This window comes from Rhodococcus sp. Z6_132 (genome assembly GCF_058133635.1).
Genome location: NZ_JBYUNP010000002.1, coordinates 283,902 through 308,479 on the forward strand (window position 1 = coordinate 283,902; position 24,578 = coordinate 308,479).

Genomic DNA, 24,578 nt, shown 5'->3' on the forward strand with positions numbered 1-24,578 from the left:
CTAGTCCGTCGCGTCCTCGTCGATCACGTGCACCGCCGCCTCCTCGGCCGAGGCGGCACTGCCGTCGATGCCGACGTCCTCGGCGAAGAGCTCGGCGTCGAGGTCCGGGCCCACCCCCTCGTCCGGGGCGACCAGCCGCCCGGAGCGCGGGCTGCCGACCTCCTCGTCCCGCGGGAACTCGCTGGCCCGCTCGGCGACGTCGGAGCGCCACTGGTCGTCGCGGTCCAGCGGCTCGTCGATCTCGGCCGCGGGGTCGGGGACCTCTTCCGCCAGCAGCTCGTCCATGGTGGCGCTGCCGTCCCGCTCGTAGGTGGGCGAGCTGTCCGGGCGCATCTCCGGGCGCGGGTACTCCGGTGGCGAGTAGCCCTCGTCCAGGGCGTCGTCCACGCCCCGGTAGAGCAGGGTGTCCTCCTGGGGCAGCTGGTCCTCGGGGTCCAGGCTGTACTCGCTGTCCCCTTCATCTCTGAAGCTCTCAGGTCCGGTCATGCCTCCACGATGTCACTGTGCGGGCGGCTGCGCTCGTGCCGCTCAGGGGCGCGACCCAGCACCACCGTGGCGTCCAGCTCCTGGTCGTGCACCACAGTCGGCTGCAGGCCGTGCGCGCTCAGCAGGGCGCACGCCTGGGGCGCCTGCGCGGCGCTGGTCTGCGCCAGCAGCCGCCCGCCAGGGGCGAGCCAGGACGGGGCTGCCGCGCAGGTGCGCGCCAGCACCCGCAACCCGTCCGGGCCACCGTCGAGAGCGACCCGCGGCTCGTGGTCGCGTGCCTCGGTGGGCAGCAGCGCCAGCTCGGCGGTCGGCACGAACGGCACGTTGGCGACCACCACGTCCACCTGCCCGTGCAGCTGCGCCGGCAGGGTGTCGAACAGGTCGCCGTGCAGCACCCGGGCGCCGGTGCCGGCGAGGTTGCGGGCGGCGCACCGCACCGCGGGCGCGTCGATGTCGGAGGCGTACAGCTGCACCCCGTCGACGGGCTCAGGCCCGCTGGCCAGCCCGGTGAGCACCGCCAGCCCCACCGCGGCGCACCCGCAGCACAGGTCCACCACCACCCGCGGGGGCCGCCCCAGCGAGCGGGCCGCCGTCACGGCCTGCTCGGCCAGCGCCTCGGTGCGCCGGCGCGGGACGAACACCCCGGGGTCCACTGCCACCACGAGACCGTCGAACTCGGTCCAGCCCAGCACGTGCTCCAGCGGGGTTCCCGACGTGCGCCGGGCCACCGTCGCGGCCAGCTCAGCCACGGTGTCGGCGGACCGTGCCAGGAGCTGGGCCTCGTCCTCGGCGAACACGCAGCCCGCCGCACGCAGTTGCGCGACGAGCGCACTGACGTGCTCGGGGTCGAGGTCGACGGCCATCAGCGGCGAACCTACTCCCGACGGGGGCAGGCGCTAGCCTGTTCGCCATCGACACTTCCCGCAGAGCCCTGCCGTGACCGGCCGAGCACCGAGCAGGCGCCGCGGCAGCACCCCCCGCACCCGCACCGCCAAGACGGTCAAGCCGGTGCCCACCGCGGGCCCGGGGGAGCGGATCTGGATCCTCGAGGTGCCCTTCCGGGTGCAGCTGCCCGGCGTCAGCTACGTGCCGGCCTGGAAGGCCCACGCCTACGTGGGCGCCGAGCTGCCCGCCGCGCTGGCGCCCTACGCCTCGCTGCCCTACAGCTACCAGCGCTTCGTGGAGGACGAGCTCAACGGCGAGGTGGGCCCCGGTGCGCAGGCCCACCCGCGGCTGCCGCGGCCCGAGCAGTGCGACGGGGCCGAGGCCATCGTCGCTGCCGCCCGTGCCGGCGCCCGCGGCTTCTACCTGGCCGACGACCCGGGCACCGGCAAGACCATCACCGCGGTCATGGCGGTCCGCGAGATCGCCGAGCTGCGCGGGGAGACCAGCGTGCTGGTGACGGTGGACCGGCCCACCTCCATCACCATCGCGCACTGGCGGGCCTCCATCGCCGCGGTGGGCGACGGCGGGCTGCGCTGGCTGCTGCTCTCGCCGGACCAGCTGCGCAAGCTGTTGGCCCGCAACGGCAAGCCGCGCTACCGCTTCGGCATCTGCGTGCTGGACGAGGCACACCTGTACCGGCACACCGACACCCAGCGCACCACCGCGATGCGGCGCATCGCCCGCTACACCGACGCCCACGACACCGCGCCGTTCGTGCTCGCCCTCACCGCCACGCCCGGCCACCACCCCGGCGAGATGACCTACCTGTCGCCGCTGTTCGCGCAGGTGCACGACGAGCCGCCGGCGCGGTGGTCGCCGCTGGGCGCCCGGATGGCCGCCGCCGGCATCCCGCTGGAGCGCTCCCGCACGCGGTGGACCTGGACGGCGCAGGCCAAGGAGTCCGGGGCGGTGCAGCAGGCGGCCACCGAGACGGTGCGCGGCTGGCTCACCCAGGCCGACCCACCGGTGATGCTGCACCGCTCCGCACCGTGGGGGCCGGCGCCGCTGGAGGGCCTGCCGGTGGACCTCTCCGCCGACGAGCGCAGCGCCTACGAGAGCGAGTGGGGCGAGTACTGCCGGGAGATGGGCCTGGCCCGGCGCGGGCGCGACGTGGCTCGCGGGCGGGCGGCGGTGCTGCGCTTCCGGCAGAAGGCCGGCATGCTGCGGGCCCCGGCGAGCGCGGAGTGGGTGCACGCCCAGGTGGAGCGCGGCTACCAGGTGGCGGTGTCGGTGAACTTCGTGGGCACCGCCGCCGAGCCGCTGGCCGAGCTGCTCACCGACCGGGGCCTGCAGGTGGCCCGCATCTTCGGCCCGGACGCCGACCGCGAGCACGAGCGGATGCTGTTCCAGCGCGGTGCCGCCGACGTCGTGGTGTTCAACACCAGCTCCTCGATCAGCCTGCACGCCAACGAGCTGCTGGCCGACGGCACGCGGGCCAGCGCCACCCCACGGGTGGGGCTGATCCACCAGCCGTCGTACTCGGGCATCGAGGCGCGCCAGACGCTGGGGCGCACGCACCGCGACCACCAGGTGTGCCCGTGGTACCTCGGCTACGGGGTGAGCACCGTGGAGGAGCAGGTGGCCGCGGTGATGCTGGACCGGTTGCGCCAGAGCAGCGACAGCGTGGGTGCCGACACCACGGCGCTGCACTCCATCGCCGAGCTGCTGGGCGCGGACTGGTTGCCCGACGACGCCCTGAGCTGAACCGGTCCCCGGGCTGGTCGAGGTCCGGTGGGGTCGCGCCGTGGGCGTCACGCTGCTGTAACCGGTCCGTCACGTGGCGCACTTACGTTTGGCCGCATGACTGCATCTGGGGGGATCAGGAAGATGGGCGTCGAGGAGGAGTTCCACCTCGTCGACGCGCGCACGCGACGACTCACCGCGCGGGCGCCGGAGCTGCTGGCCACGCTTCCTCCGCAGGTCTACGTGGAGGAGCTGCAGCGCTGCGTGGTCGAGGTGAACAGCGGCGCGTTCGCCGACCTGCAGGCGCTGCGCGCCGACCTGGTCGGTCACCGGCGGATGCTGTGCAGCGCGGCAGCCGAGCTGGGCATGGGGGTGGTGGCCGCGGGGGCGGTGCCGCTGTCGGTGCCCTCGGAGATGCAGGTGACGCAGACCCCGCGCTACCGGCGGATGCTCGCCGACTACCAGCTGCTGGCCCGCGAGCAGCTGATCTGCGGCACCCAGGTGCACGTGGACCTGCCCGACCGGGACGAGGCGGTGGTGGTGGCCAACCGGGTGGCGCCCTACCTGGCGGTCTTCCTCGCGCTCAGCTCCAGCTCGCCGTTCTGGGCCGACGGCTCGGACACCGGCTACGCCAGCGCCCGCACCCTGGTGTGGCTGCGCTGGCCCACCACCGGCGCCAGCAGCGGCGCCGGCTCGGCCGCGGAGTACGACGCGCTGGTCGGCGACCTGGTCTCCAGCGGGGTGATCACCGACCCGGGGATGGTCTACTTCGACGTCCGCCCCTCCACCCGGCTGCCCACCCTGGAGCTGCGGATCTGCGACGGCTGCCCGTCGGTGGACTCGGTGGTGCTCATCGCCGGCCTCTTCCGCGCGCTGGTGGAGCGCGAGGTGGCAGACCTGCGGGCAGGTGTCCCGCCGCTGCAGGTCTCCACCACGCTCAACCGCGCCGCGCTGTGGCGGGCGGCCCGCTCCGGGCTGGAGGGGGAGCTGGTCGACGTGGTCACCGGCACGCCCCGTCCCGCCGGAGAGGTGGTCGACTCGCTGGTGCGGATGCTGCGTCCGCAGCTGGTGCAGACCGGCGACTGGGACACCATCTCCGAGCTGGCCCGCAGCGCCGTGCACGTGGGGAGCTCCGCCTCCCGTCAGCGCCGCACCCTGCGCCGGCGCGGCCTGCTCACCGACGTCGTGGACCTGCTGATGGCCGAGACGGCGTGCCTGCTCACCCCGCAGGCGGAGATCTCCGACCCCGAGGGCACGCTGCTGCACGGCTACCAGCTGCTGGGCAGCCCCCCCGTGGTGGACGTGCACGACGAGGCCGTGGACCACCGGGGCGAGGTGCGGCCGGAGTACCAGCAAGTGCTGAAGCTCGCCGCCGGGCTCGGTCCGGCCGGGCTGCGCAAGCGGCAGGCGGAGGTGGAGCGGGAGCAGAGCATCGACGGGGTGACCTTCCGGGTCAGCGGGGAGGGCCAGCCGCAGATCTTCCCGCTGGACGTGGTGCCGCGGCTGGTGCCCGCCCACGACTGGGAGCTGCTGCAGCGCGGCCTCGCCCAGCGCACGCTGGCGCTCAACGCGTTCATCGAGGACGTCTACGGCGAGCGCACGCTGGTGCACGACGGGGTGCTGCCGCCGGAGGTGCTCGACCGGGCGCCGGGCCTGCGCGAGAGCGGCCTGCTGGCCCCACGCGGGCGGGTGCGCACCCACTTCAGCGGGGTCGACCTGGTGTGCACCGGACCCGGCTCGTGGCTGGTGCTGGAGGACAACCTGCGGGTGCCCTCCGGCGTCGCCTACGCCCTGGCCAACCGCAGCCTGATGTGCGGAACTCTCCCCGAGCTGGAGATGCCGGCCGACGTGCTCTCCCACGACGCGGTGGCCGGGATGATCCGGGACACCCTGCTGGCCGCCGCACCCCCGCGGGCCGGTGACGCGGTGTCCGCCGCGGTGCTCACCTCCGGCTGGCAGGACTCGGCCTACTTCGAGCACAAGCTGATCGCCGACCAGACCGGGCTGCCGCTGGTGCGCACGGAGAACCTGTCGGTGAACGACGGAGTGCTGCACCTGCACCACGGGCGCCAGTCCCGGCGCATCGACGTGCTCTACGTGCGGATGGACGAGGACATGCTGCTGTCCTCCCTCGGCCACGACGGCCAGCCGCTGCGCCAGGGGCTCACCGAGGCGCTGGGCAACGGCACCCTGACCCTGGCCAACGCGCTGGGCAACGGGGTGGGTGACGACAAGGCGATCTACCCCTACGTCCCGGCGATGATCGACTACTACCTGGGCCAGGCGCCCATCCTCGACCAGGTGCCCACCATGGTGTGCGCCGACCGCGCCCAGCGCGACGAGGTGCTCGGCCGGCTCGCGGAGCTGGTGGTCAAGCCCATCGACGGCTTCGGTGGTGCGGGCATCACCATCGGGCCGGAGTGCACCGACGAGGAGCTGGCCGAGCGTCGGGTGGAGCTGATGACCCACCCGGAGCGCTACATCGCCCAGGAGGTGGTGCCGCTGTCCACCCACCCCACCTTCGACGGCACCGGCTTCTACCCCCACCACGTGGACCTGCGGGCGTTCGTGCACCTGCGCGCCGACGGCGACCGGGTGGACGCGCACGTGGTGCCGGCCGCGCTCACCCGGGTGGCGCCCGCGGGCACCAAGATCGTGAACACCTCGCGCGGCGGCGGTGGGAAGGACACCTGGATCCAGGGCTGAGCAGCCCAGGGCTGCGGACTTCCGGGCTGGACCAGTCACCACCAGGAGACGAGGAGATCGACATGTGCGGTCTGTGCGGCGAGATCAGGTTCGACGGCTCCAGCCCCGACGTGGGCGCGGTCGAGCGGATGACCGAGGCGATGACCACGCGCGGCCCCGACGGCGGCGGCGTGCACGTGCGCGGCGCCGCGGCGCTGGGACACCGCCGGCTGTGCATCATCGACCTGTCCAGCCGCGGCAGCCAGCCGATGGTGGACGAGGAGCTGGGCCTGTCGCTGGTGTTCAACGGCTGCGTCTACAACTACCAGCAGCTGCGCGCGGAGCTGGCCGGGCAGGGCTACCGCTTCGCCTCCACCTCCGACAGCGAGGTGGTGCTCAAGGCCTTCCACCGCTGGGGCAGCGACTGCGTGCAGCACTTCGTCGGGATGTTCGCCCTCGCCGTGCTCGAGCACCGCAGCGGCGTGCTCACCCTGGCCCGCGACCGCCTCGGCATCAAGCCGCTGTACCTGGCTGAGTCGCCGGGGCGGCTGCGCTTCGCGTCGTCGGTGCAGGCGCTGCTGGCCGGGGGCGGGGTGGACACCGAGCTCGACCGGGTGGCGCTGCACCACTACCTCAGCTTCCACTCGGTGGTGCCCGCCCCACGCACCATCTACCGGGGGGTGCGCAAGCTGCCACCGGCCACCGTGCGGGTGGTGCAGCCCGACGGCACCAGCAGCGAGCACCGCTACTGGGACCCCGTCTTCGCGCCCAGCCCCGACCGGGCCGACTGGTCCGCCCGCGACTGGCAGCAGGCGCTGCTGGACTCGCTGCGCACCGCCGTGTCCCGCCGGATGGTGGCCGACGTGCCGGTGGGGGTGCTGCTGTCCGGGGGCATCGACTCCAGCCTGGTGGTGGCGCTGCTGGCCGAGCAGGGCCAGCGCGACCTGGCCACCTTCAGCATCGGCTTCGACTCCGCGGGCGGGGAGTCCGGCGACGAGTACGCCTACTCCGACCTGGTTGCGAACACCTTCGGCACCGCCCACCACCAGATCCACGTGGACTCCGCGCGGCTGCTGCCGGCGGTGGAGCCCACGATCGCGGCGATGGGCGAGCCGATGGTCAGCCACGACTGCGTGGCGTTCTTCCTGCTGTCGCAGGAGGTCAGCCAGCACGTCAAGGTGGTGCAGTCCGGTCAGGGCGCCGACGAGGTGCTCGGCGGCTACGACTGGTACCCCCCGCTGCTGGGGGTGCCGCGGGCCCAGGCCAGCGAGGCCTACCGGGCGGTGTTCGTGGACCGCCCGCACGACGCCATCGGCTCCCTGCTGTCGGCGGAGTACCACCTCGACCACGACGTCAGCGCCGACTTCGTCCGCGCCCACCAGCAGCGCCCGGGTGCGTCCACCGCGGTGGACGCCGCGCTGCGGCTGGACACCACGGTGATGCTGGTGGACGACCCGGTGAAGCGGGTGGACACCATGACCATGGCGTGGGGGCTGGAGGCCCGGGTGCCGTTCCTGGACCACCAGTTCGTGGAGCTGGCCGCCACCTGCCCGCCGGAGCTGAAGCTGGCCTCGGGCGGCAAGGGGGTGCTCAAGGACGCCAGCCGGGCGCTGCTGCCGGCGGCGGTGGTGGACCGGACCAAGGGCTACTTCCCGGTGCCCGGCATCCGGCACCTCGACGGCGGTGTGCTGGAGCTGGTGCACGACGCCCTGGGCAGTCGCAGCGCCCGCGACCGGGCGCTCTACCGTCCCGAGGCGCTGGAGAAGCTGCTGGCCACCCCCAACGAGGACCGGACCACCCTGGGGTCCAGCTCGTTGTGGCAGGTGGCGGTGCTGGAGATGTGGCTGCAGACGATGGAGAGGTTCTAGCGTGACGACGTTCGTGGGGCTGCCGGAGCCGGCGGGGCTGACCAAGCGGGTGCGGTTCACCTCGCACGCCTCGCTCTCGCCCGATGCCACCGCCTTCGCCTGCATCGTCGACGAGGGCGGCTACCCCCGGGCCGAGCAGCGCTTCCTGTCCGGGCGCACCACCACCCACGCCCGCTGGGTGGAGCTGCCGGTGTCCGGGCCCATCACCAAGGTCATCCACTCCGCAGACGGGCGCTGGCTGGCCTGCCAGATGGCCCCCGACGGCGCCACCCGCACCCAGGTGTGGGTGGTGACCACCGATCCGGACGACCGCGCCGCCCGCCGTCTGGGCACGGCTGAGGACTGCTCGATGGAGCTGGCCGGCTGGGACGGCACCCGGGTGGCAGTGACGGCGATCGACGCCGACGGGGTGGCCGAGGCTCGGCTGGTGGACCCGCACACCCAGGCGGTGCAGGTGCTCGACCGGCGCCGGGGTGGGCACCTGGTGGACTCCTGGGACGGCACGGCGCTGCTGCGGGTGGGGCCGCGCGGTGACCGCGAGCTGCTCATGCTGCGCGGCGGTGCCGCCCTGCCGCTGCTGCCCCGCGACCCGGGCTCCACCACCGACGCCGGCATCCTCCTGGACGAGCGGCACAGCCCGGGGCGGCCGGAGAAGTACCGCTGGAACGGGCCCGACCAGCCGCCGGCCCGGCGTCGCGTCCGGGCCCTGGTGCGCAGCGACCACGGCGGCGAGCACGCCAGGCTGCTGGAGGTGGCCCTCTGGGAGGGCGGCGGCGAGGCCATCTCCTGGCGGGTGCTCGCCGAGCGGGCGGACTGCGACCTGGACGAGTTCGTGGTCAGCGACGACAGCTCGACCGTGGCGCTGCTGTGGAACGTGGGCGGGGTGAGCGAGCTGCAGGTGCTCGACCTTGCCGACGGCCACCTGCACCCGCCGGTGGACCTGCCCGGGCTGGTGGCCGCCGACCTCAGCGTCAGCGCGGGCGGCTCGATGCTCGCGGTCACCGTGCAGGGTCCCAGCATGCCGCCGTCGGTGGCGCTGGTGGAGCCGCGCACGGGGGAGTGGGGCCCGCTGGAGCCGGTGGACCCGGCGCCGGTGCCGGTGCACTCCCCGGTGCTGTGCGAGCTGACCGCCGCTGACGGGACCCCGCTGTCGGGCTGGCTCTACCGCTCGGCGCACTCCGGTCCCGGCCCGGTGCTGCTGTACTTCCACGGTGGTCCGGAGGCGCAGGAACGGCCGACCTACAGCGAGCTGTACCCCGCGCTGGTGGACGCGGGGGTGAGCGTCTTCGCGCCCAACGTCCGCGGCTCCGGCGGGTTCGGGCGCACGTTTGTGCACGCCGACGAGGGGGACAAGCGCTTCGCCGGGATCGACGACGTGGCCGACTGCGTGGCCCACCTGGTGGCCGAGGGCATCGCCGACCCTGCGCGGGTGGCGTGCGCGGGCCGCTCCTACGGCGGCTACCTGACGCTGGCCTCGCTGACCTTCCACTCCGAGCTGTTCGCCGCGGGGGTGGCGATCTGCGGGATGAGCAGCCTGGCCAGCTTCTACGAGAACACCGAGCCGTGGATCGCCGAGGCGGCCTACCCCAAGTACGGCCACCCGGTGCGCGACCGCCAGCTGCTGGAGGAGCTCTCACCCATCAGCCACATCGCCAAGCTCACCGCGCCGCTGCTGGTGGTGCACGGCGCGCACGACACCAACGTGCCGGTGTCGGAGTCGGAGCAGGTGGTGGCGGCGGTGCAGCGGCAGGGCGGGCAGGCCGAGCTGCTGCTGTTCCCCGACGAGGGCCACGAGATCGTCACCCGGGCCAACCGGGCCGCGCTGGTGGACGCGGTGGTCCGCTGGGTCACCCAGCACGCCGGCTGAGCAGCAACGCTGGCGGCGCGCACCCACGGGTGTGAGGGTGGAGGGGAGGCCCCCCTTCCCCCGAGCATCGGAGCACCCGCCATGACCGACCTGCCCAGCACGACCCTGGAGATTCGTTCCCTGGTGAGCAGCGCGGGGCGGCTGGAGCTGTCGCTGGAGGAGGTGCCGGTGCCCGCACCCGGTGAGGACGAGGTGGTGGTGCGGGTGGAGGCTGCGCCCATCAACCCCTCCGACCTCGGGCTGCTGTTCGCCGGTGCGGACATGCGCACCGCGCAGGCCTCGGGCACCGAGTCCCGGCCGGTGGTCACGGCCGAGCTGTCCAGCGCCGCCATGCGGGCCCTGGCCCAGCGGGTGGACGTGCCCATGCCGGTGGGCAACGAGGGCTCGGGCACGGTGGTGGCCGCCGGGTCCGGCCCGCAGGCCCAGGCCCTGCTGGGCAAGCGGGTGGCGATGATCGGCGGCGGGATGTTCACCCAGTACCGCTGCGTCAGCACCGTGGAGTGCATGCCGCTGCCCGAGGGCGTCACCGCCGAGCAGGGCGCGTCGGCGTTCGTGAACCCGCTGACCGCGCTGGGCATGGTGGAGACGATGCGCCGCGAGGGTCACTCCGCGCTGGTGTTCACCGCCGCGGCGTCCAACCTGGGCCAGATGCTGAACAAGATCTGCCTGGCCGACGGCATCGGGATGGTGAACATCGTCCGCAAGCAGGAGCAGGAGGACCTGCTCCGCGACCTCGGCGCCACCCACGTCTGCAACTCCACCTCGGACAGCTTCATGTCCGACCTCACCGACGCGATCGCGGCCACCGGGGCGACCATCGCCTTCGACGCCATCGGCGGCGGCAACGGGGCGGGGCAGATCCTCACCTGCATGGAGCAGGCCCTCAACCGCAAGGTCACCGAGTACTCCCGCTACGGCACCGACGTGCACAAGCAGGTCTACATCTACGGCGCGCTGGACCCGCGCCCCACCGAGATCCGGCGCAACTTCGGCTTCGCGTGGGGGATGGGCGGCTGGCTGCTGTTCCCGTTCCTGCAGCGGGTGGGCCACGACGTGCGACGCCGCCTGCAGGAGCGGGTGGCCGCGGAGCTGACCACCACCTTCGCCAGCCGCTACGCCAAGGAGATCTCCCTGGCCCAGGCGCTGCAGCTGTCGGAGATGGCCGGCTACGGGTCGCAGTCCACCGGCGCCAAGTACCTGATCACCCCGAACAGCTAGCGGGTGAGGCTGTCCTGCTGGGCCGCCAGCTCGGCGACCAGCAGCTCGTACAGGTCGGGGTAGTGGTCGGCGTGGTCGCCGTCCAGCCAGATCACCGGGCGACCGCCGCGGGGGGAGAGCGGGCCCTGGCGCCACAGCAACAGCTGGTTGAGCGACTCCTCCGGCTCGCTGGCCCCCAGCAGGTAGACGGTGGCGGGATCGACGCTGCCGTCGCGACCGGTGAACCACTGCGCGGTGCGGGTGCGCTCGCTCTCCCAGCGCGCACCGCGGCCCAGCTCGTCGGTGCTCAGCAGGTCCACGAAGGTGGTGAAGCCGCGCCAGCCGTTGACGCAGGCCAGCAGCTCGCGGTGCAGCCGCTCCAGCGGATGGCCCAGGCGACGCTCCACCTCACCCAGCTGTGCCTCGCGCGCACCGGCCGCCGGGCTGGTGGCGGCGTAGAGCAGCGGCTCGTTGTCGTTGAGGGCCGGGCGCAGCAGCACCATCGCCTCCAGCGGCCCGGCCCACCGGCGGGCGCCCGAGCGCGGTGGCGGCAGGGCCACGGTGTGCGGGTCGGCGGGATCGACCAGGATGCCCACGTCCGGCGGCAGCTGGGACTGCAGCTCGCCACCGGTGAGCACCTGCCACCGGCACGGACCCTCGTAGCCCTCCAGGCGCTGCGGACAGGAGAAGGCCAGCACCCAGCTGCCCATGCCGGGCACGGTGCGCACCATCAGGTCGGCCTCCGGCGAGCGCTCCACGTACACCGTTGCCCCGGCGAAGTGGTGCCGAAACTGCTGGGCGGAGCCGGCTCCGGAGAGCAGCGCGGTGCAGGCGTCGACGAGCTGCTGCTCGCAGCTGAGGTGCTGGTGCGGGAGCCCGGCGTTCTCGACCATTTCGTCACCATCTCACGGAATGGCGCGGAGGTGGCGAACATTGCGAGTGCCCGGTGGCCGGGATTCTGGGACCAGAGCCAGGCGTGGCGGGACGTGATGGTGGCGGTTCAGGACGTGATGTTGGCAGCACTGGGGCGCCCTGGCGGGGCCCGGCGCCTAACCTGAGACAGGTCCTGCTGCGCCGCTCGTCCGGCTGCCGACCCTCGCTCGTCCTTCGGAGGAAATCTCTTGCCTGTCGCGCTGCTCGCGCTTGCTCTCGGCGGTTTTGCGATCGGCACCACGGAGTTCGTGATCATGGGTCTGCTGCCCGAGGTGGCTGCGGACGTCGGGATCTCCATCCCCACTGCGGGACACCTCATCTCCGGCTACGCCGCCGGGGTGGTGGTGGGTGCGCTGGTGCTCACCGCGGCCACCGTGCGGCTGCCGCGCAAGACGGTGCTCTTCGGGCTGATGGGCCTGTTCGCGGCGGGCAACCTGCTCTCCGCCCTCGCCCCCACCTACGAGCTGCTGCTGACCGCCCGCGTCATCGCCGGGCTGCCGCACGGTGCGTTCTTCGGCGTGGGGGCGGTGGTGGCGGCCGGCATGGTCGAGCCCGGTCGCCGGGCCAGGGCGGTGTCGATGATGTTCCTGGGCCTCACCATCGCCAACGTGGTGGGCGTGCCCGGCGCCACGCTGCTGGGGCAGTCGCTGGGCTGGCGCTACGCCTTTGCCGCCGTGGCCGTCATCGGGGTGGCCACCATGGTGGCGGTGTCGGTGCTCGTCCCGACCGTCGAGCGCGCTCCCGACGACGAGGTTCCGGTGCTGCGCCACGAGCTGGCTGCGCTGCGCCGGCCGCAGGTGCTGCTGTCGCTGGCGGTGGTCACCTTCGGCTTCGGTGGGCTGTTCGCCTGCTACAGCTACGTGACGCCGATGATGACCGACGTGGCCGGCTTCGCGCCCAGCTCGATCACCGGCATCCTCATCGTGGTGGGTGTGGGCATGACCATCGGCTCCTACCTGGGCGGCAAGCTCGCCGACTGGGCCCCCGAGCGCACCCTGGTGGCCGGCCTGGTCGGGCTGATGGTGGTGCTCGTGCTGCTGAGCCTGGGGGCGTCCGTGCCGTGGCTGGCGGTGACGCTGCTGTTCTTCGTGGGCCTGTTCAGCATGGGCATGGGCCCGGCCATCCAGACGCGGATCATCGGGCAGGCCGAGGACGCACCCACCATGGTCTCCTCGGCCATCCAGTCCGGCTTCAACGTGGCCAACTCCCTGGGTGCCTGGCTGGGCGGACTGGTGATCGCCGCGGGGGCAGGCTTTCGCGCGCCCAACCTGGTGGGTGCTGGGCTGGTCGCGGTGGGGCTCGCGCTGCTGATCCTCTCGCTGGTGCTCAACCGCTGCGAGCGCAGCGCTGCGGTATTGGCTGCCGAGGCTGAGGAGCCGGTGTCTGTCGGCAGCTGACCCGTCCGGTCAGGGCACCAGCTCCAGCCCACGGTGTTCGGCCAGCCGCTGCGCCTCGCGCTCCACCGCCGCGCGCACTCCGGTGCTCCACTCCTGCCACGGCGACAGCTCCAGGCGCAGCCGTCGGCCCGTCGCGCGGGGGCGCCACGTCCCCACCACCTCGCCGTCGGCCAGCACCGCCCCGGGCCGGCCGAGGGTGCGCCACAGGTCCTTGCGGTGCGCCGCGTCGGGCACCACCCGCTCGCGGTCGCGGCACTGAAGGAACAGGTCGAACGGGCCCAGCAGTCGCACCACGGACGGCTGGTCCTCGGCGGCACCACGGAGGACATCGGCGTCGGCGGCCAGCACCCACGAATTCGCTGCCTGGCCGTCAACCTGCACGGCCACCACGTCGTCGGGCCACTGCTGCCGCACGTCGGCCAGCGGGGCGTCCAGGTAGGCCGCGACCTCTGCCGGGGTCGCCGGGCCCAGGTGGTGCAGGAACGCCCGCACCAGGTGCAGCCGGTCGGGGACGGCGGCCGCGTCCAGGTTGGCGACCTGGTCGGCGGGCCAGCCCGGCACCCGGCGCAGCACCGGGGGAGAGGTGCCCGCCGCCAGCTCCAGGCCCGCGTGCAGCGCCGCGAGCCGGAACGGCATCTCGTGCAGGTGGGTGGCGCTGCACGGCGTGCACCAGCGCAGGTACGGCTCGGGCATCCGCTCGGCCAGCCGCCCCGACAGCTCGCCCTTGACCATCGGGGCGTCCACGAGGTCGCGCAGCTCGGTGGCCACTGCAGCCAGGGCGTCCAGGGTGCCGATGCCTGCAGCCGTCAACGGCTTGCTGGCGTCGAAGATCCGCTTGCCCGCGTCGCGGTCTGACCACGGGCGCAGCGCCAGCTCCACGTCGGGCAGGTCGGTGCGCCGGTAGGCGTGCGGGGCGCCGCGCACCGTCCAGGCCAGCGCGAGCTCGTCGTCACCGGTGCTGGGGACCGCGCACCCGCGGTTGGTGAGCGACCACGCGGCACCGCCGGTTCCGGTGTCCTGCACGCCCAGGTCCAGCACGTCCGTCGTGGCCACGGAGGCGCTGGCCGGCTCGCGGTCGAGCTGCTGGGTGCGCACCCGAGAGCGCAGCACCTGCGCGCGGGTGACGGCCAGGGGGCTGCCCGAGGTCGTGCTCATGCGCTCGAGGGTGCCACGGCGCAGCGCTGGGGGCCGTCAGTCGGGTGGGGCGTCCAGCAGCTGCTGCACGGCGCGGCCGTAGTGCTCGACGATGCGGCGCCGGTGCCCGTCGGGGAGGTGGTCGAGGTCGCTCATCGACCAGCTCTGGATGAGCCCACCCAGCTGGGCGGAGATCAGGTTGGCCCGCAGCTCCGCGTCCCGGCCGGCCAGGCGGGGGGCCAGCTGGTCCACGAAGGAGCTGCGGATGGCCTTCTGCAGACCCACCCGGACGCTCGCCCGGTCGGAGGCGCGCACCAGGGCCAGGAACGTCCGCCGCATGTGCCCGTGGTCCGGGGACAGCACGTAGTCGACCAGGCTGGCGCCCAGCGTCTCCGCCGGCCCGTCGAGCTTGGGGCCGAAGTGCTTCTCGAAGCCCAGCACGTGCACGAACAGCTCTTCCTTGGAGCCGAAGTGCCGCATCACCAGTGCCGGGTCCACCCCGGCGGCGCGGGCGATGGCGCGGATCGAGGTGGCGGCGTAGCCCTGGTCCTCGAACAGCTCGGCCGCGTGCTGCGCGATGAGGTCCCGGGTGGCCCGCGGGGGCTCGGCGGCTCGCTGACCAGGTGAATCGGACATTTGCCCATTATGCCCGAGCGTCTGTCAACACTGTTGACACCTCCAGGTCAACAGTGTTGACTCCCCGGTCGGCCACGTCGGCAGGCGTGCACGACCCCACGATGAGGAGATCTCCGCGAATGACCGCTGACGCCGCCCCCACCAGCACCTCCAGCGAGGCTCCACCAGGACGGACCGGCGCCTGGCTGTTCTTCGTCGGACTGGGCGCCCTGGTGGTGTCGCTGTCGCAGTCCATCCTCATCCCGGTGCTGGCCCGGCTCCCGGTCCAGCTGGAGACCTCGCCGGACAACGTGCAGTGGCTGCTCACCTCCACCCTGCTGGTCGCCGCCATCTCCATCCCGGTGCTCGGCCGCATGGGGGACATGTTCGGCAAGCGGCGGATGCTGCTCATCGCTCTGGGCGTGCTGGTCCTCGGCTCGCTGATCACCGCCGTCACCAGCAACATCGCCCTGCTCATCTTCGGCCGCGCCATCCAGGGCATCTCCATGGCGGCCGTCCCGCTGGGCATCAGCCTGCTCAGCACGCTGCTGCCCAAGGAGCGGGCCGGCACCGGCATCGCCATCGTCAGCGCCATGCTGGGTGTGGGCGGTGCACTGGGCCTTCCGCTGGCCGGCTACATCTCCGACCACGCCGACTTCCACGTCCTGTTCTGGATGATGGCCGGCGGCAGCGCCATCGCCTTCGCCGGTGTGCTGGCGTTCGTCCCGGAGGCGCGTGCACGCAGTGGCGGTCGCATCGACGCGCTGGGCACCGTCCTGCTGGCCGGCGCCCTCGTCTCGCTGCTGCTGCCGCTGGCCGAGACGTCGAAGTGGGGCTGGGGCTCGGCCAAGGTGATCGGCCTGCTGGCGCTCTCGGTGGTGCTCTTCGCCGTCTTCGGCTGGTGGCAGCACCGCGCCAAGGACCCGCTGGTCGACCTGGTGGCCCTGCGCCGCCCGCCCATCCTGCTGACCAACATCGCCTCCGCGCTGTTCGGCTTCGCGCTGTACGCCTCGCTGATCGGCACCTCCTCCTACGTGCAGGCGCCGGAGTCCAGCGGCTACGGCTTCGGCTCCTCCATGCTGGTGGGTGGACTGGCGCTGCTGCCCAGCGGCTTGTGCATGCTGTTCTTCGCGCCCATCTCGGCCAAGCTGGTCGCCGTGCGTGGTGGCCCGCAGACGCTGGCCCTGGGCGCGGTGATCGTGGCCGTGGGCTGGCTGCTGCGCATGGTGATGACCGGGTCGCTGTTCCAGGTGATCGCGGGCACCACCATCGTCGGCATCGGCACGGGCATCGGCTACGCGGCCATGCCCTCGCTGATCAACGCGCACACCCCGTCACACGAGATCGCCGCGGCCAACGGGCTGAACACCCTGGTTCGCTCGGTCGGCAGCTCGCTGGCCAGCGCGGTCGGCGGCAGCATCCTGGCGGCCAGCACCGTGGCCATCGGCAGCATCGCGGTGCCCTCGCTCACCGCCTACCGCCAGCTGTTCCTGGCGTGCGCGATCATGTCGGGCCTGGCTGCCGTGGTGGCGCTGTTCATCCCGCACCAGAAGGTGCGCAAGGAGGAGCGGGCCACGATCGGCGTTCCCGGCTAGCCACTGCCCCCGAGCCACTGAGGCGCCGCAGCGGCGAGCCACCGTCGCGGCGCCTCAGTCGTCTCCAGGGCGCAGCGCCTGGTCGGGCACCCACTGCTGCAGCTCCACGCTGCCCTGGCCGTTGGCCGTGCGCACCGTGAAGCGGACGAAGCCGAGCCAGGCGCCCTGGGTGGTGCGCGCCCACGCCAGCAGCGCCCCCTCGGTCTGCCCGGTGAAGCTGAGCCCGCCGGCGCGCACCCGCATGGGCAGCGCCCCCTTGGTGGGCGGCGGCGTGGGCAGCACCGCCCCCAGGTCGACGAGCACCGGCCGGGGCGGCTGGACCTCCCGGCGACACGGCGGGTCGAACTGCGGCGGCCATGACTCGAACATGTGTTCGAGTATGCGCCTCGGGGTGGGTCGCCGGCGCAGGCGGGGCCCGGCTGCGCCGCCACCATCCTCGTGGCCCTTGCCGTGGTCCGCGCGAGCACACCGGGCTGTTCCTCCGGCACCGCCGGCCCGGCTGGACCTGCTGAACGGGTGACCCGGGGCGGGAATGTTCCGGGCCTCGCAGCGTTGTACCGATCGGCTGGTCCGATTCACCCCCGGGCCTCACCTTCAGCCGCTACGAGCGGCCACTCGCCGAGAGGCGGTTGACGGGCCAGCCCCCATACCGGCCACCCGTCGAGCACCCCCCGCCCGCTCCGGGTGGCCGCCCCAGGCCACCTGTCGAGCAGCCGCGAGCTCCGGGTGGCCCCTTACGTGCGCGCCCGCTGCGGTGGGCGCACTGGCGCTGGGTCCACCGCGCGCAGCTGGGTGTCGTCCACGGCGAAGCGGCGCTGCACCGCGGTGCGCGAGTCGGCCTCCTCGAACCGGACGACCACCTCGGCGTGCCCGGACGGGGCGTGCTCGGCGTCCACGTGGCGCACCACCCAGCCGCGGCCGTGCTCGTCGTGCGCCACGTCCGCCCCCACCGGCCACTGCGGCGGGGTCGCCGCGGCGGGAGCGTCCGCCGGGGCCGTCTCCGGGAGCGTGGCGTCCGCGGTGGCGGTGTCCTCGTCGGGCAGCAGGCTCAGCTGCGCGTCCTGGGTGAGCCCGGACAGCGCCACCCCGAGCAGCCGCGCCCCGGCACCGGACTCCTCCTCGGCGTCCAGGCCGAGGGCGCTGATGCTGGCCTGCAGGGCGTCGCGGGCCGCGGCGCGCAGCGGGCCCAGCTGTGCCGACGCGCTGCCCAGCGACACCGACCGGCCGATGGTGACGAACTGCGCGTCCCGCAATCGCACGGTGACGGTGCGGGCGGCGACGCCGGCGGCCACCAGCCGGGTGTGCGCCGCGGCGAGGACGTGGTCGAGCACCGGGTCGAGCCGGGAGGCGGGCACGTCGAAGTCCATGGTCCGCTCGGCGCTGATCGACTTGGCCGGCCCGCCCGGCGCCACCGGCCGGGTGTCCTGCCCGTGCGCCAGCGCCAGGGCCGCGTGCCCGGCGGCCACCCCCAGCAGCCGCTCCATCGACCGCGGCTGCTGCACCCGCAGCTCGGCCACGGTGCGCACCCCGATCTCAGCCAGCTTGGTCTGCGCGATGGGCCCCACCCCGGGCAGCGCCGACACCGGCAGCGCGTCCAGGAACGCCTGCTCCTCGGCGCGCGTCACCACCCGCACCCCGCGGGGCTTGGCCGCGCCCGCCGCCAGCTTGGCCACCAGCTTGGACGCGCCCGCACCCACCGACACCCGCAGCCCGGTGCGCAGCCACACTTGCTCGGCCAGGGCCGCCACCACCTCCCGCGGGTCGTCGCCGTCCAGGGTCACCTGCAGGTACGCCTCGTCGATGCTCACCTGCTCCAGCACGTCCGCCCGCTCCCGCAGCACCGCCATGATGGCTGCGGAGTGCTCCCGGTAGGCACGCATCCGCGGGGACAGAAACATCCCGCTGGGGCACCGGCGCAGCGCCGTGGCGGTGGACATCGCCGAGCCCACGCCGAAGCGCCGGGCCTCGTAGCTGGCGGTGGCCACCACACCCCGCGGACCGAGCCCGCCGACGATGACCGGGGAGTGGGCGAGCGAGGGCTTCTGGCGCTGCTCCACGCTGGCGAAGAACGCATCGGCGTCCACGTGCACGATCAGCACGCCCGAGTCCACCGTCCTGCCTCTCCCTGTTCTGCCCCGCCTCCTCGAACGGTCTACTCGCTGCCGAGCGCCTCGCGGACGATGGGGGCCACCGCGGTGCCCAGCAGCTCGATGCCGTGCAGCAGGGCGTGGTGGGCCAGCCGGACGTTGGTCATCTGCAGGGACACGCGGTCGACCCCGCCGAGGCCCGCCGACAGCCGCAGCAGCTTGGCCGCCACCGTGTCCGGGGCGCCGATGAAGTAGGCGCCGCTGGGTCCACAGGTGGCGTCGTAGCCGGCCCGGCTCGGCCGGGCCCCGCCGCGCTCCTGGGCGATGCGGGTGAAGATCTCCAGCCAGCCCGGGAAAAACTCGTCAGCGGCCCGCTGGTCGGTGTCGGCGACGTAGCCGAAGACGTGCACGCCGACCTTCAGCTGCTCCGGTGGGTGCCCGGCCTGCGCGCCTGCGCGCCGGTAGAGGTCCACCAGCGGAGCGAACTGCCGTGGCTGCCCGCCGATGATGGCCACCATCAGGGGCAGACCGAGCAGCCCCGCGCGGGCGAACGACTCCGGGGTGCCGCCGACGCCCAGCCAGATGGGCAGCGGGTCCTGCACGGGGCGCGGGTACACGGCCTGGCCGGTGAGCGCGGGGCGGTGCTCGCCCGACCAGGTGACGGTGACCGAGTCCCGGATCTTCAGCAGCAGGTCGAGCTTCTCGCTGAACAGGGTGTCGTAGTCGCGCAGGCTCAGCCCGAACAGCGGGAACGCCTCGGTGAAGGAGCCGCGCCCGACGACGAGGTCGGTGCGGCCGCGGGAGACCAGGTCCAGGGTGGCGAACTCCTGGAACACGCGCACCGGGTCGGCGGCGCTGAGCACGGCTACGGCGCTGTTCAGCCGGATGCGCGAGGTGCGCGCTGCGGCGGCGGCCAGCAGCACGGCCGGGGCGGAGTCGTAGTACTCCCTGCGGTGGTGCTCGCCGATGCCGAAGTGGTCCAGGCCCACCTCGTCGGCGCGGGTGACCTCCTCCAGCAGGTGCGCCACCCGGTCGACGGGGCTGATCACCTGGTCGGTCTCCGGGTCGGTGACCGCGGAGACGAAGCTGTCGATGCCAAGACGCACGGGGCAGGCCTCCCAGGGATTCACCGGCTACGCGCGGAGTCTACGGACGCACCGTGTGGGCGCCCGGACACGGTGAACACGGAACGGCAGAGAACACCGAACGGCAGAGGGAACACCGAACGGCACCTCCGTCCCGGCGTGCGGGATGGAGGTGCCGTCAGGATGCTGTGCCGATGCCCCCATCGGCACACCACCCGGGCCGGCTCCCCTCCGGCCCCGGCTTCATCATCCAGCGGAGCGCTCAGCCATCCGCCGGACAAGTCATGGGCGGCGCTGCTCGTCCAGCATGCGGCCACTGACGAACATCAGCATTCCCACCCACCGCGAGAGTCCGCGGTGATCTCGTTGGCGATCAGCCTTTCCTGGGCTGGTGCCATGGCGATGCATTCCTCTTCCTCAGCGGTGGATGCTCCGGTGAACGACAGGAAGAACGGTGCCCTTTCCGGCTCTCCTGCGCCATCTGCTGTTCGATCGACAGCAACGACACCCAAACCCCTCGCGCAGCGCCTTTTCTGCAGCCCCGGGAATGGCGTCGCCCCCTCGTGCGAGACCAGTCCCTGCTGCAGCGGCGCCGACGATGATGCTGCGACGAGGCAGTGGGTCACCACTCCTCGAGCGTGGTGAGGTTGTCCTGCAGCGCCCGGGCGAGCAGCGCGGCCTTGGTGGGTGCGGGGCGACCGACGTCGGCGTACTTGGCGCGGACGCGGGACAGGTGGGTGTTCATGGTGCCCACGGAGATGTAGAGCCGGCGGCACGCGGTGATCTTGGAGTCTGAGCGCAGCCAGGCCAGGACGACCTCGATCTCCCGCTTGCTCAGTGCGGGGCGGGTCAGCAGCGACTCTCGGCAGGGGCCGGCCGGGCCTCGGTCGACGGCGGGGGCAGGCGGAGGTGCGGACGTGAGCATCATTGGTGGCGAGCCTTCCGGTGGAGGAACGGGCCCCGACCCGTGCTGCGATGGCAGCGAACTCATCGTGACCGACCGCGTACCGCACGGGCACGGACGAGACCAAGGCGATACATAGTCAATACACCGAAATCCCCTGACCTGCGGCGATAGAGTGCCGCCTCGTGACGACACGGGTGGATGACGCGCTGACGCAGGGCCCCGATCCGGCAGCAATACGCACCAAGGACGAGCTGGCCGCAGCATTAACTGCGTTGCGTGAGCAAACCGGACTCAGCGTGCGCGCGGTGGCCGGAATCTCCGGCGTTCCGCAGGGGACGATCGCCGGATGGAGCTCCGGACAGCACGTCCCGACCAAGGCCAGTCTCGGGATGTTCACCGCAGTGCTCGTCGCCTGCGGAGTGGTGGCGGAGTCGGCGCACCAGGCCTGGCACGAGGCCATCGCCCGAGCCCGGCAGGACCACGGTCCACGGTCGAGCAGCACGGCCTCGCCCTACCGGGGGCTCGAGGCGTTCCAGGAGGCTGACGCGGCCTGGTTCTTCGGGCGCGAGACCCTGACCGAGCAGCTCGTCGATCGGGTGCGCCACGCCGCCGAGCAGGGCACGCCCCGCGTCGTCACGGTGATCGGCCCGTCGGGATCGGGAAAGTCGTCGCTGCTGCGGGCGGGACTCGTCGCCAAGGTCAATTCCGGAGAGCTCTCCCCACAGCTGTCCTCCGCCATTGTGATCACCCCGGGCGCACAGCCGGTGGCGGCACTCGACGCCATTCTTGACCACGCCGGCACGGAGCGCCGAGTCCTGGTCGTGGACCAATGTGAGGAGCTGTGGACCCTGTGCGCTGATGCGGATCTGCGCGCGCAGTTCCTGCACGCCATTGTCGACCTCCCCGAGCACCTGGTGGTGGTCCTGGGGCTGCGCGCCGACTTCTACGCCTCGGCCGCGTCCGAGCCCACCCTGGTTCCGGTCCTGGCGGCCGGACCGCTCGTGGTCGGACCCATGGCCAAGGACGAGCTGCGCAGCATCATCACTGCCCCCGCCACCAAGGCCGGAACCGTGGTGGAGGACGCGCTGGTGGAGCTGCTGATGCACGACATCGACCCGCGGCCCGCCATGTCTGCCGGATCGCTGCCCCTGCTGTCGCACGCGCTGCTCAGCACCTGGACGCGGGCCCAGGCGCGATGGCCGCAGGGGCGATCGCCCCGGGGTGCGGCGGAGCTGCAGCGGTCCCTGACGGCAGCCGACTACGGAGCAACCGGCGGCATCGGCGGAGCCGTCCAGCAGAGCGCCGAGGTGGCCTTCGGCGAGCTCACCCCGCGCCAGCAGGTCGCGGCCAGGCGCATCTTCCTCCGGTTGATCAGCGTCGCCGAGGACAGCGAGGCCAAGCGACGTGCGCGGCGCACCGAGCTCTCGGTGGGCGACGACGAGAACGTGCGGACGGTGGTGAACCAGTTCGCGCGGCGGCGGTTGCTCACCGTCGATGCGGAGTTCGTGGAGGTGTCCCACGAGGCCCTGCTGCGGGCCTGGGGCCGGCTGCGCGAGTGGGTGGATGCCGACCGCGCCGGCCTGATCCTGCAGCGCCAGCTGGTGCAGGCCGCGCAGCTGTGGCAGGACAGTGGCCGGGAGACGGGTGCGCTGCTCAGCGGCAGTCGGCTGACGGTGCTGGGGGAGTGGGTGGAGACGGGCGACCACCACGCGGACCTCACCGAGCTGGAGCGAGCCTTCCTCGCCGCGAGCACCGCGCACGCCGCGGAGCAGGAGCAGCGCGACCGCCGACGGGTCACCGTGCTGCGGTGGCTGGTCAGCGGCCTGGCCGTGCTCTTCGTCGTCGCCATGGTGGCGGCGACCACCGCGATGGTGGCGCGCACCAGTGCCAACCAGCAACGGACGGCGGCCGAGCACGCCAGGGACGAGGCAACGTCCCGTCAGGTCGCCACCGCGTCGGTGGGCATGCGGGACAAGGACCCGGCGCTGTCGGCGCAGCTCGCGCTGGCGGCGTTCCGGGTCAGCCCCACCCTGGAGGCGCGCTCGGCGCTGCTGGACTCCACCGCGTCGCACACGCCGTCGCGGGTGCTGGGGCCTGGCGGTGGGACGGTGTCCGCGGTGAGCGCCGACGGCTCGCTGCTGGCCAGCGCGAGCGCCGACGGCGTCGTCCGGCTCTTCGCCCTGGCGGCGTCCCCGGCGGCGCCCACCCCGCTGGGTGAGCTGCGGGCGGTGGAGGTGGCCACCCCGCTGTTCGCGCTAGCGCTCAGCCCCGACCGCCGGCTGCTGAGCGTGGGCGGTGGCGGCGGCACCTCCCTGTGGGACGTCTCCACCCCCGCCTCCCCGCGGAGGGTCGCCACCCTGACGGGGGAGGAGCAGGTGCTGGAGAGCCTGCAGTTCAGCCCGGACGGGCAGCACCTGGTCGGGGGGGCCGCCACCGCCGTGCTGCTGCGCTGGGACCTGCGCGACTCCGCGAACCCGGTGGCGCTCGCGCCGCTGCCGCAGCCGGGAGGCGGACGCACGGTGGTCGCCTTCAGCCCCGACGGTCGGCTGCTGGCCACCGGGGGCCGGGAGTCGTCACTGCGGATCTGGGACGCCACCGACGTCGCGGCCCTGGCGCGGCCCCGGCACGAGGTCGCCCCCAACGGCTCGGCCAAGCACTTCCTGGGCCTGGCGTTCAGCCCGGACAGCCGCACGCTCGCCGCCGCCACCACCGGACGCACCGTGGAGCGGTGGCTGGTCACCGACCCGTCGGCGCCCCAGGCGCAGGCGCCGCTGACCGGGTTCACCAACTACGTCAACGACGTCGCCTACAGCAGCGACGGAACCATGCTGGCCGCCGGCAGCTCGGACGACACCACCCGGATCTGGCAGACCGGCACCGACCAGCTCCTGGAGACCCTGCCGGGTCCGGCGGTGATCACCTCGGTGCAGTTCAGCCCCGGTCAGCCGGGCCAGGGTGACGTCTCGCTGGTCACCTCCGACGTCGACGGGACCACCCGGGTCTGGCCCATCCCGGGGCCGGTGCTCCCCGGGGCGCGGGACACGGTGTTCGTCAACCCGGTGAGCGCCGACGGCGCCACCGTGCTGGTGGGCACCGGCGGCAGCGACCCCTCGCTGCACCTGTGGGACCTGCGCGACCCCGAGCACGCGCGGCGGCTGCCCGACCTGACCCCCGCCGCCGGCAACCGGTTGTCTGGCGCGGCCGCGCTGTCGCGGGACGGGACCCTGGCCGCCGGCGGCACCAGCAGCGGTGGCGTCTGGTTCTGGGACCTCACGGACCGGGAGCGACCGCAGCCGGTGGGTTCGCCGGTGCAGGCGGTGGAGGGCCTGGTGGGGGTGGTGACCCTGAGCCCCGACGGCCGGCTCGCCGCGGTCGCCGCCCAGGACGGGCGGGTGGTGAACGTCTACGACCTCACCGACCGCGGCAACATCCGTCTGGCCAGCGCGCTGAGCACCACCAACTACCCACAGGCACTCGCGTTCAGCCCGTCCGGGCGGCTGGTGGCCGCGGCGACCGCGGACAACGCGGTGACGCTGTGGGACGTCAGCAACCCGGCGTCGCCCCGGGAGGTCTCCACCGTCTCCGGGTTCAGCGGCACCGCGCAGGCGGTGGCGTTCAGCGCCGACGGGACGACCCTGGCCGCGGGAAGCGCCGACCGCACGATCCGGCTGTGGAACGTGGCCGAGCCGGAGCGACCGCGCGAGCTCGCCCGGATCAGCGAGCTGACCGGGGCGGTGTACTCGCTGACCTTCAGCTCCACCGGGCACCGGCTGGCCGCCGGGCTCGGGGGCGGGGCGCTGTGGGTGTGGGACACCACGCAGCCTGCTCAGCCCACCCAGCACGCCGTCCTGACCGCGTACCCCGGCCGGGTCAACGACGCGCAGTTCGGCCGCGACGACGCCACGGTCGCCGGCAGCGGACCGGACAAGGTGGTGCGCCTGTGGCACACCGAGCCGGCAAGCGCGGCCGAGCAGGTCTGTCGCAGCGGGGGAGCGGCCATCACCGAGCAGGAGTGGCAGCGCTACCTGCCCGGGGTGCCCTACGAGCGGCTGTGCAGCTGACCCGAGGCCCCAGGGCCCTGATGCTCAGGGCCC

The 24,578-nt window shown here is 73.3% G+C and carries 17 protein-coding genes; 8 read left to right on the forward strand and 9 right to left on the reverse strand.

Going from position 1 to position 24,578, the window contains the following annotated elements:
* Both AC3YO9_RS08010 and AC3YO9_RS08015 read right to left on the reverse strand, forming a co-directional pair.
* Positions 1-486, reverse strand: coding sequence for a DUF5709 domain-containing protein (locus AC3YO9_RS08010; RefSeq protein WP_489982802.1), 486 nt, complete (start codon positions 484-486; stop codon positions 1-3).
* The gene (locus AC3YO9_RS08015; RefSeq protein WP_489982803.1) at positions 483-1,349 is read right to left on the reverse strand and encodes a putative protein N(5)-glutamine methyltransferase; all 867 of its coding nucleotides are present in this window, start codon (positions 1,347-1,349) and stop codon (positions 483-485) included. The genes AC3YO9_RS08010 and AC3YO9_RS08015 overlap by 4 nt, the downstream gene beginning before the upstream one ends.
* A 73-nt stretch (positions 1,350-1,422) precedes the next feature.
* On the opposite strand from AC3YO9_RS08015, the gene AC3YO9_RS08020 reads away from it, so the two are divergent.
* The 5 genes from AC3YO9_RS08020 to AC3YO9_RS08040 all read left to right on the forward strand — a co-directional run bounded on the left by AC3YO9_RS08020 (position 1,423) and on the right by AC3YO9_RS08040 (position 10,752).
* Positions 1,423-3,135, forward strand: a complete 1,713-nt coding sequence (locus AC3YO9_RS08020) for a DEAD/DEAH box helicase (protein ID WP_489982804.1) — start codon at positions 1,423-1,425, stop codon at positions 3,133-3,135.
* A gap of 96 nt (positions 3,136-3,231) precedes the next feature.
* Positions 3,232-5,820 carry a glutamate--cysteine ligase gene (locus tag AC3YO9_RS08025; protein ID WP_489982805.1) on the forward strand — a complete coding sequence of 863 codons (2,589 nt, stop codon included), beginning with the start codon at positions 3,232-3,234 and terminating at the stop codon, positions 5,818-5,820.
* Positions 5,821-5,882: 62 nt separating this feature from the next.
* Positions 5,883-7,667 (forward strand): N-acetylglutaminylglutamine amidotransferase, encoded by a 1,785-nt coding sequence (locus AC3YO9_RS08030; protein WP_489982806.1) that lies wholly within the window; start codon positions 5,883-5,885, stop codon positions 7,665-7,667.
* 1 nt (position 7,668) lies between these two features.
* Entirely contained in the window at positions 7,669-9,534 is a 1,866-nt protein-coding gene (locus AC3YO9_RS08035) for a S9 family peptidase (RefSeq protein ID WP_489982807.1), read from the forward strand.
* An 81-nt stretch (positions 9,535-9,615) separates the two neighbouring features.
* Positions 9,616-10,752: a zinc-binding dehydrogenase gene (locus tag AC3YO9_RS08040; protein ID WP_489982808.1), complete on the forward strand. Its 1,137-nt coding sequence runs from the start codon at positions 9,616-9,618 to the stop codon at positions 10,750-10,752.
* On the opposite strand, the gene AC3YO9_RS08045 is transcribed toward AC3YO9_RS08040, so the two are convergent.
* Positions 10,749-11,624 (reverse strand): hypothetical protein, encoded by an 876-nt coding sequence (locus AC3YO9_RS08045; protein WP_489982809.1) that lies wholly within the window; start codon positions 11,622-11,624, stop codon positions 10,749-10,751. The two genes, AC3YO9_RS08040 and AC3YO9_RS08045, sit on opposite strands and share 4 nt — an antisense overlap.
* 228 nt (positions 11,625-11,852) lie before the next feature.
* Here AC3YO9_RS08045 and AC3YO9_RS08050 point away from each other — a divergent pair, with 228 nt between their 5' ends.
* Positions 11,853-13,061 (forward strand): MFS transporter, encoded by a 1,209-nt coding sequence (locus AC3YO9_RS08050; RefSeq protein WP_489982810.1) that lies wholly within the window; start codon positions 11,853-11,855, stop codon positions 13,059-13,061.
* A 9-nt stretch (positions 13,062-13,070) separates the two neighbouring features.
* On the opposite strand, the gene AC3YO9_RS08055 is transcribed toward AC3YO9_RS08050, so the two are convergent.
* Together AC3YO9_RS08055 and AC3YO9_RS08060 are read right to left on the reverse strand one after the other, a co-directional pair.
* A complete protein-coding gene (locus tag AC3YO9_RS08055; protein WP_489982811.1) occupies positions 13,071-14,216 on the reverse strand; it encodes a winged helix DNA-binding domain-containing protein in 1,146 nt (381 codons plus the stop codon).
* Positions 14,217-14,252: 36 nt separating this feature from the next.
* A complete protein-coding gene (locus tag AC3YO9_RS08060) occupies positions 14,253-14,831 on the reverse strand; it encodes a TetR/AcrR family transcriptional regulator (RefSeq protein WP_489982812.1) in 579 nt (192 codons plus the stop codon).
* Between the two features lie 119 nt (positions 14,832-14,950).
* On the opposite strand from AC3YO9_RS08060, the gene AC3YO9_RS08065 reads away from it, so the two are divergent.
* Positions 14,951-16,405, forward strand: a complete 1,455-nt coding sequence (locus AC3YO9_RS08065; RefSeq protein WP_489982813.1) for an MFS transporter — start codon at positions 14,951-14,953, stop codon at positions 16,403-16,405.
* 54 nt (positions 16,406-16,459) lie between these two features.
* Here the strand turns inward: AC3YO9_RS08065 and AC3YO9_RS08070 are convergent, their stop codons facing one another.
* The 4 genes from AC3YO9_RS08070 to AC3YO9_RS08085 all read right to left on the reverse strand — a co-directional run bounded on the left by AC3YO9_RS08070 (position 16,460) and on the right by AC3YO9_RS08085 (position 20,505).
* Positions 16,460-16,774: a hypothetical protein gene (locus tag AC3YO9_RS08070; RefSeq protein WP_489982814.1), complete on the reverse strand. Its 315-nt coding sequence runs from the start codon at positions 16,772-16,774 to the stop codon at positions 16,460-16,462.
* A 365-nt stretch (positions 16,775-17,139) separates the two neighbouring features.
* A complete protein-coding gene (locus tag AC3YO9_RS08075; RefSeq protein WP_489982815.1) occupies positions 17,140-18,504 on the reverse strand; it encodes a DNA polymerase IV in 1,365 nt (454 codons plus the stop codon).
* Positions 18,505-18,557: 53 nt separating this feature from the next.
* Positions 18,558-19,598, reverse strand: coding sequence for an Atu2307/SP_0267 family LLM class monooxygenase (locus tag AC3YO9_RS08080; protein WP_489982816.1), 1,041 nt, complete (start codon positions 19,596-19,598; stop codon positions 18,558-18,560).
* Positions 19,599-20,199: 601 nt separating this feature from the next.
* A complete protein-coding gene (locus tag AC3YO9_RS08085) occupies positions 20,200-20,505 on the reverse strand; it encodes a helix-turn-helix domain-containing protein (protein WP_241248916.1) in 306 nt (101 codons plus the stop codon).
* A 161-nt stretch (positions 20,506-20,666) separates the two neighbouring features.
* Here AC3YO9_RS08085 and AC3YO9_RS08090 point away from each other — a divergent pair, with 161 nt between their 5' ends.
* Complete coding sequence (locus AC3YO9_RS08090) at positions 20,667-24,545, forward strand: nSTAND1 domain-containing NTPase (RefSeq protein WP_489982817.1); 3,879 nt, start codon at positions 20,667-20,669, stop codon at positions 24,543-24,545.
* The last annotated feature ends 33 nt before the right edge of the window (positions 24,546-24,578 follow it).

Bases quoted from the DNA above. Each gene is read 5' to 3' on its own strand.
- AC3YO9_RS08010 (WP_489982802.1), bottom strand. From the start codon at position 486: ATGACCGGACCTGAGAGCTTCAGAGATGAAGGGGACAGCGAGTACAGC.
- AC3YO9_RS08015 (WP_489982803.1), bottom strand. From the start codon at position 1,349: ATGGCCGTCGACCTCGACCCCGAGCACGTCAGTGCGCTCGTCGCGCAA.
- AC3YO9_RS08025 (WP_489982805.1), top strand. From the start codon at position 3,232: ATGACTGCATCTGGGGGGATCAGGAAGATGGGCGTCGAGGAGGAGTTC.
- AC3YO9_RS08030 (WP_489982806.1), top strand. From the start codon at position 5,883: ATGTGCGGTCTGTGCGGCGAGATCAGGTTCGACGGCTCCAGCCCCGAC.
- AC3YO9_RS08040 (WP_489982808.1), top strand. From the start codon at position 9,616: ATGACCGACCTGCCCAGCACGACCCTGGAGATTCGTTCCCTGGTGAGC.
- AC3YO9_RS08045 (WP_489982809.1), bottom strand. From the start codon at position 11,624: ATGGTCGAGAACGCCGGGCTCCCGCACCAGCACCTCAGCTGCGAGCAG.
- AC3YO9_RS08055 (WP_489982811.1), bottom strand. From the start codon at position 14,216: ATGAGCACGACCTCGGGCAGCCCCCTGGCCGTCACCCGCGCGCAGGTG.
- AC3YO9_RS08060 (WP_489982812.1), bottom strand. From the start codon at position 14,831: ATGTCCGATTCACCTGGTCAGCGAGCCGCCGAGCCCCCGCGGGCCACC.
- AC3YO9_RS08065 (WP_489982813.1), top strand. From the start codon at position 14,951: ATGACCGCTGACGCCGCCCCCACCAGCACCTCCAGCGAGGCTCCACCA.
- AC3YO9_RS08070 (WP_489982814.1), bottom strand. From the start codon at position 16,774: ATGTTCGAGTCATGGCCGCCGCAGTTCGACCCGCCGTGTCGCCGGGAG.
- AC3YO9_RS08085 (WP_241248916.1), bottom strand. From the start codon at position 20,505: ATGATGCTCACGTCCGCACCTCCGCCTGCCCCCGCCGTCGACCGAGGC.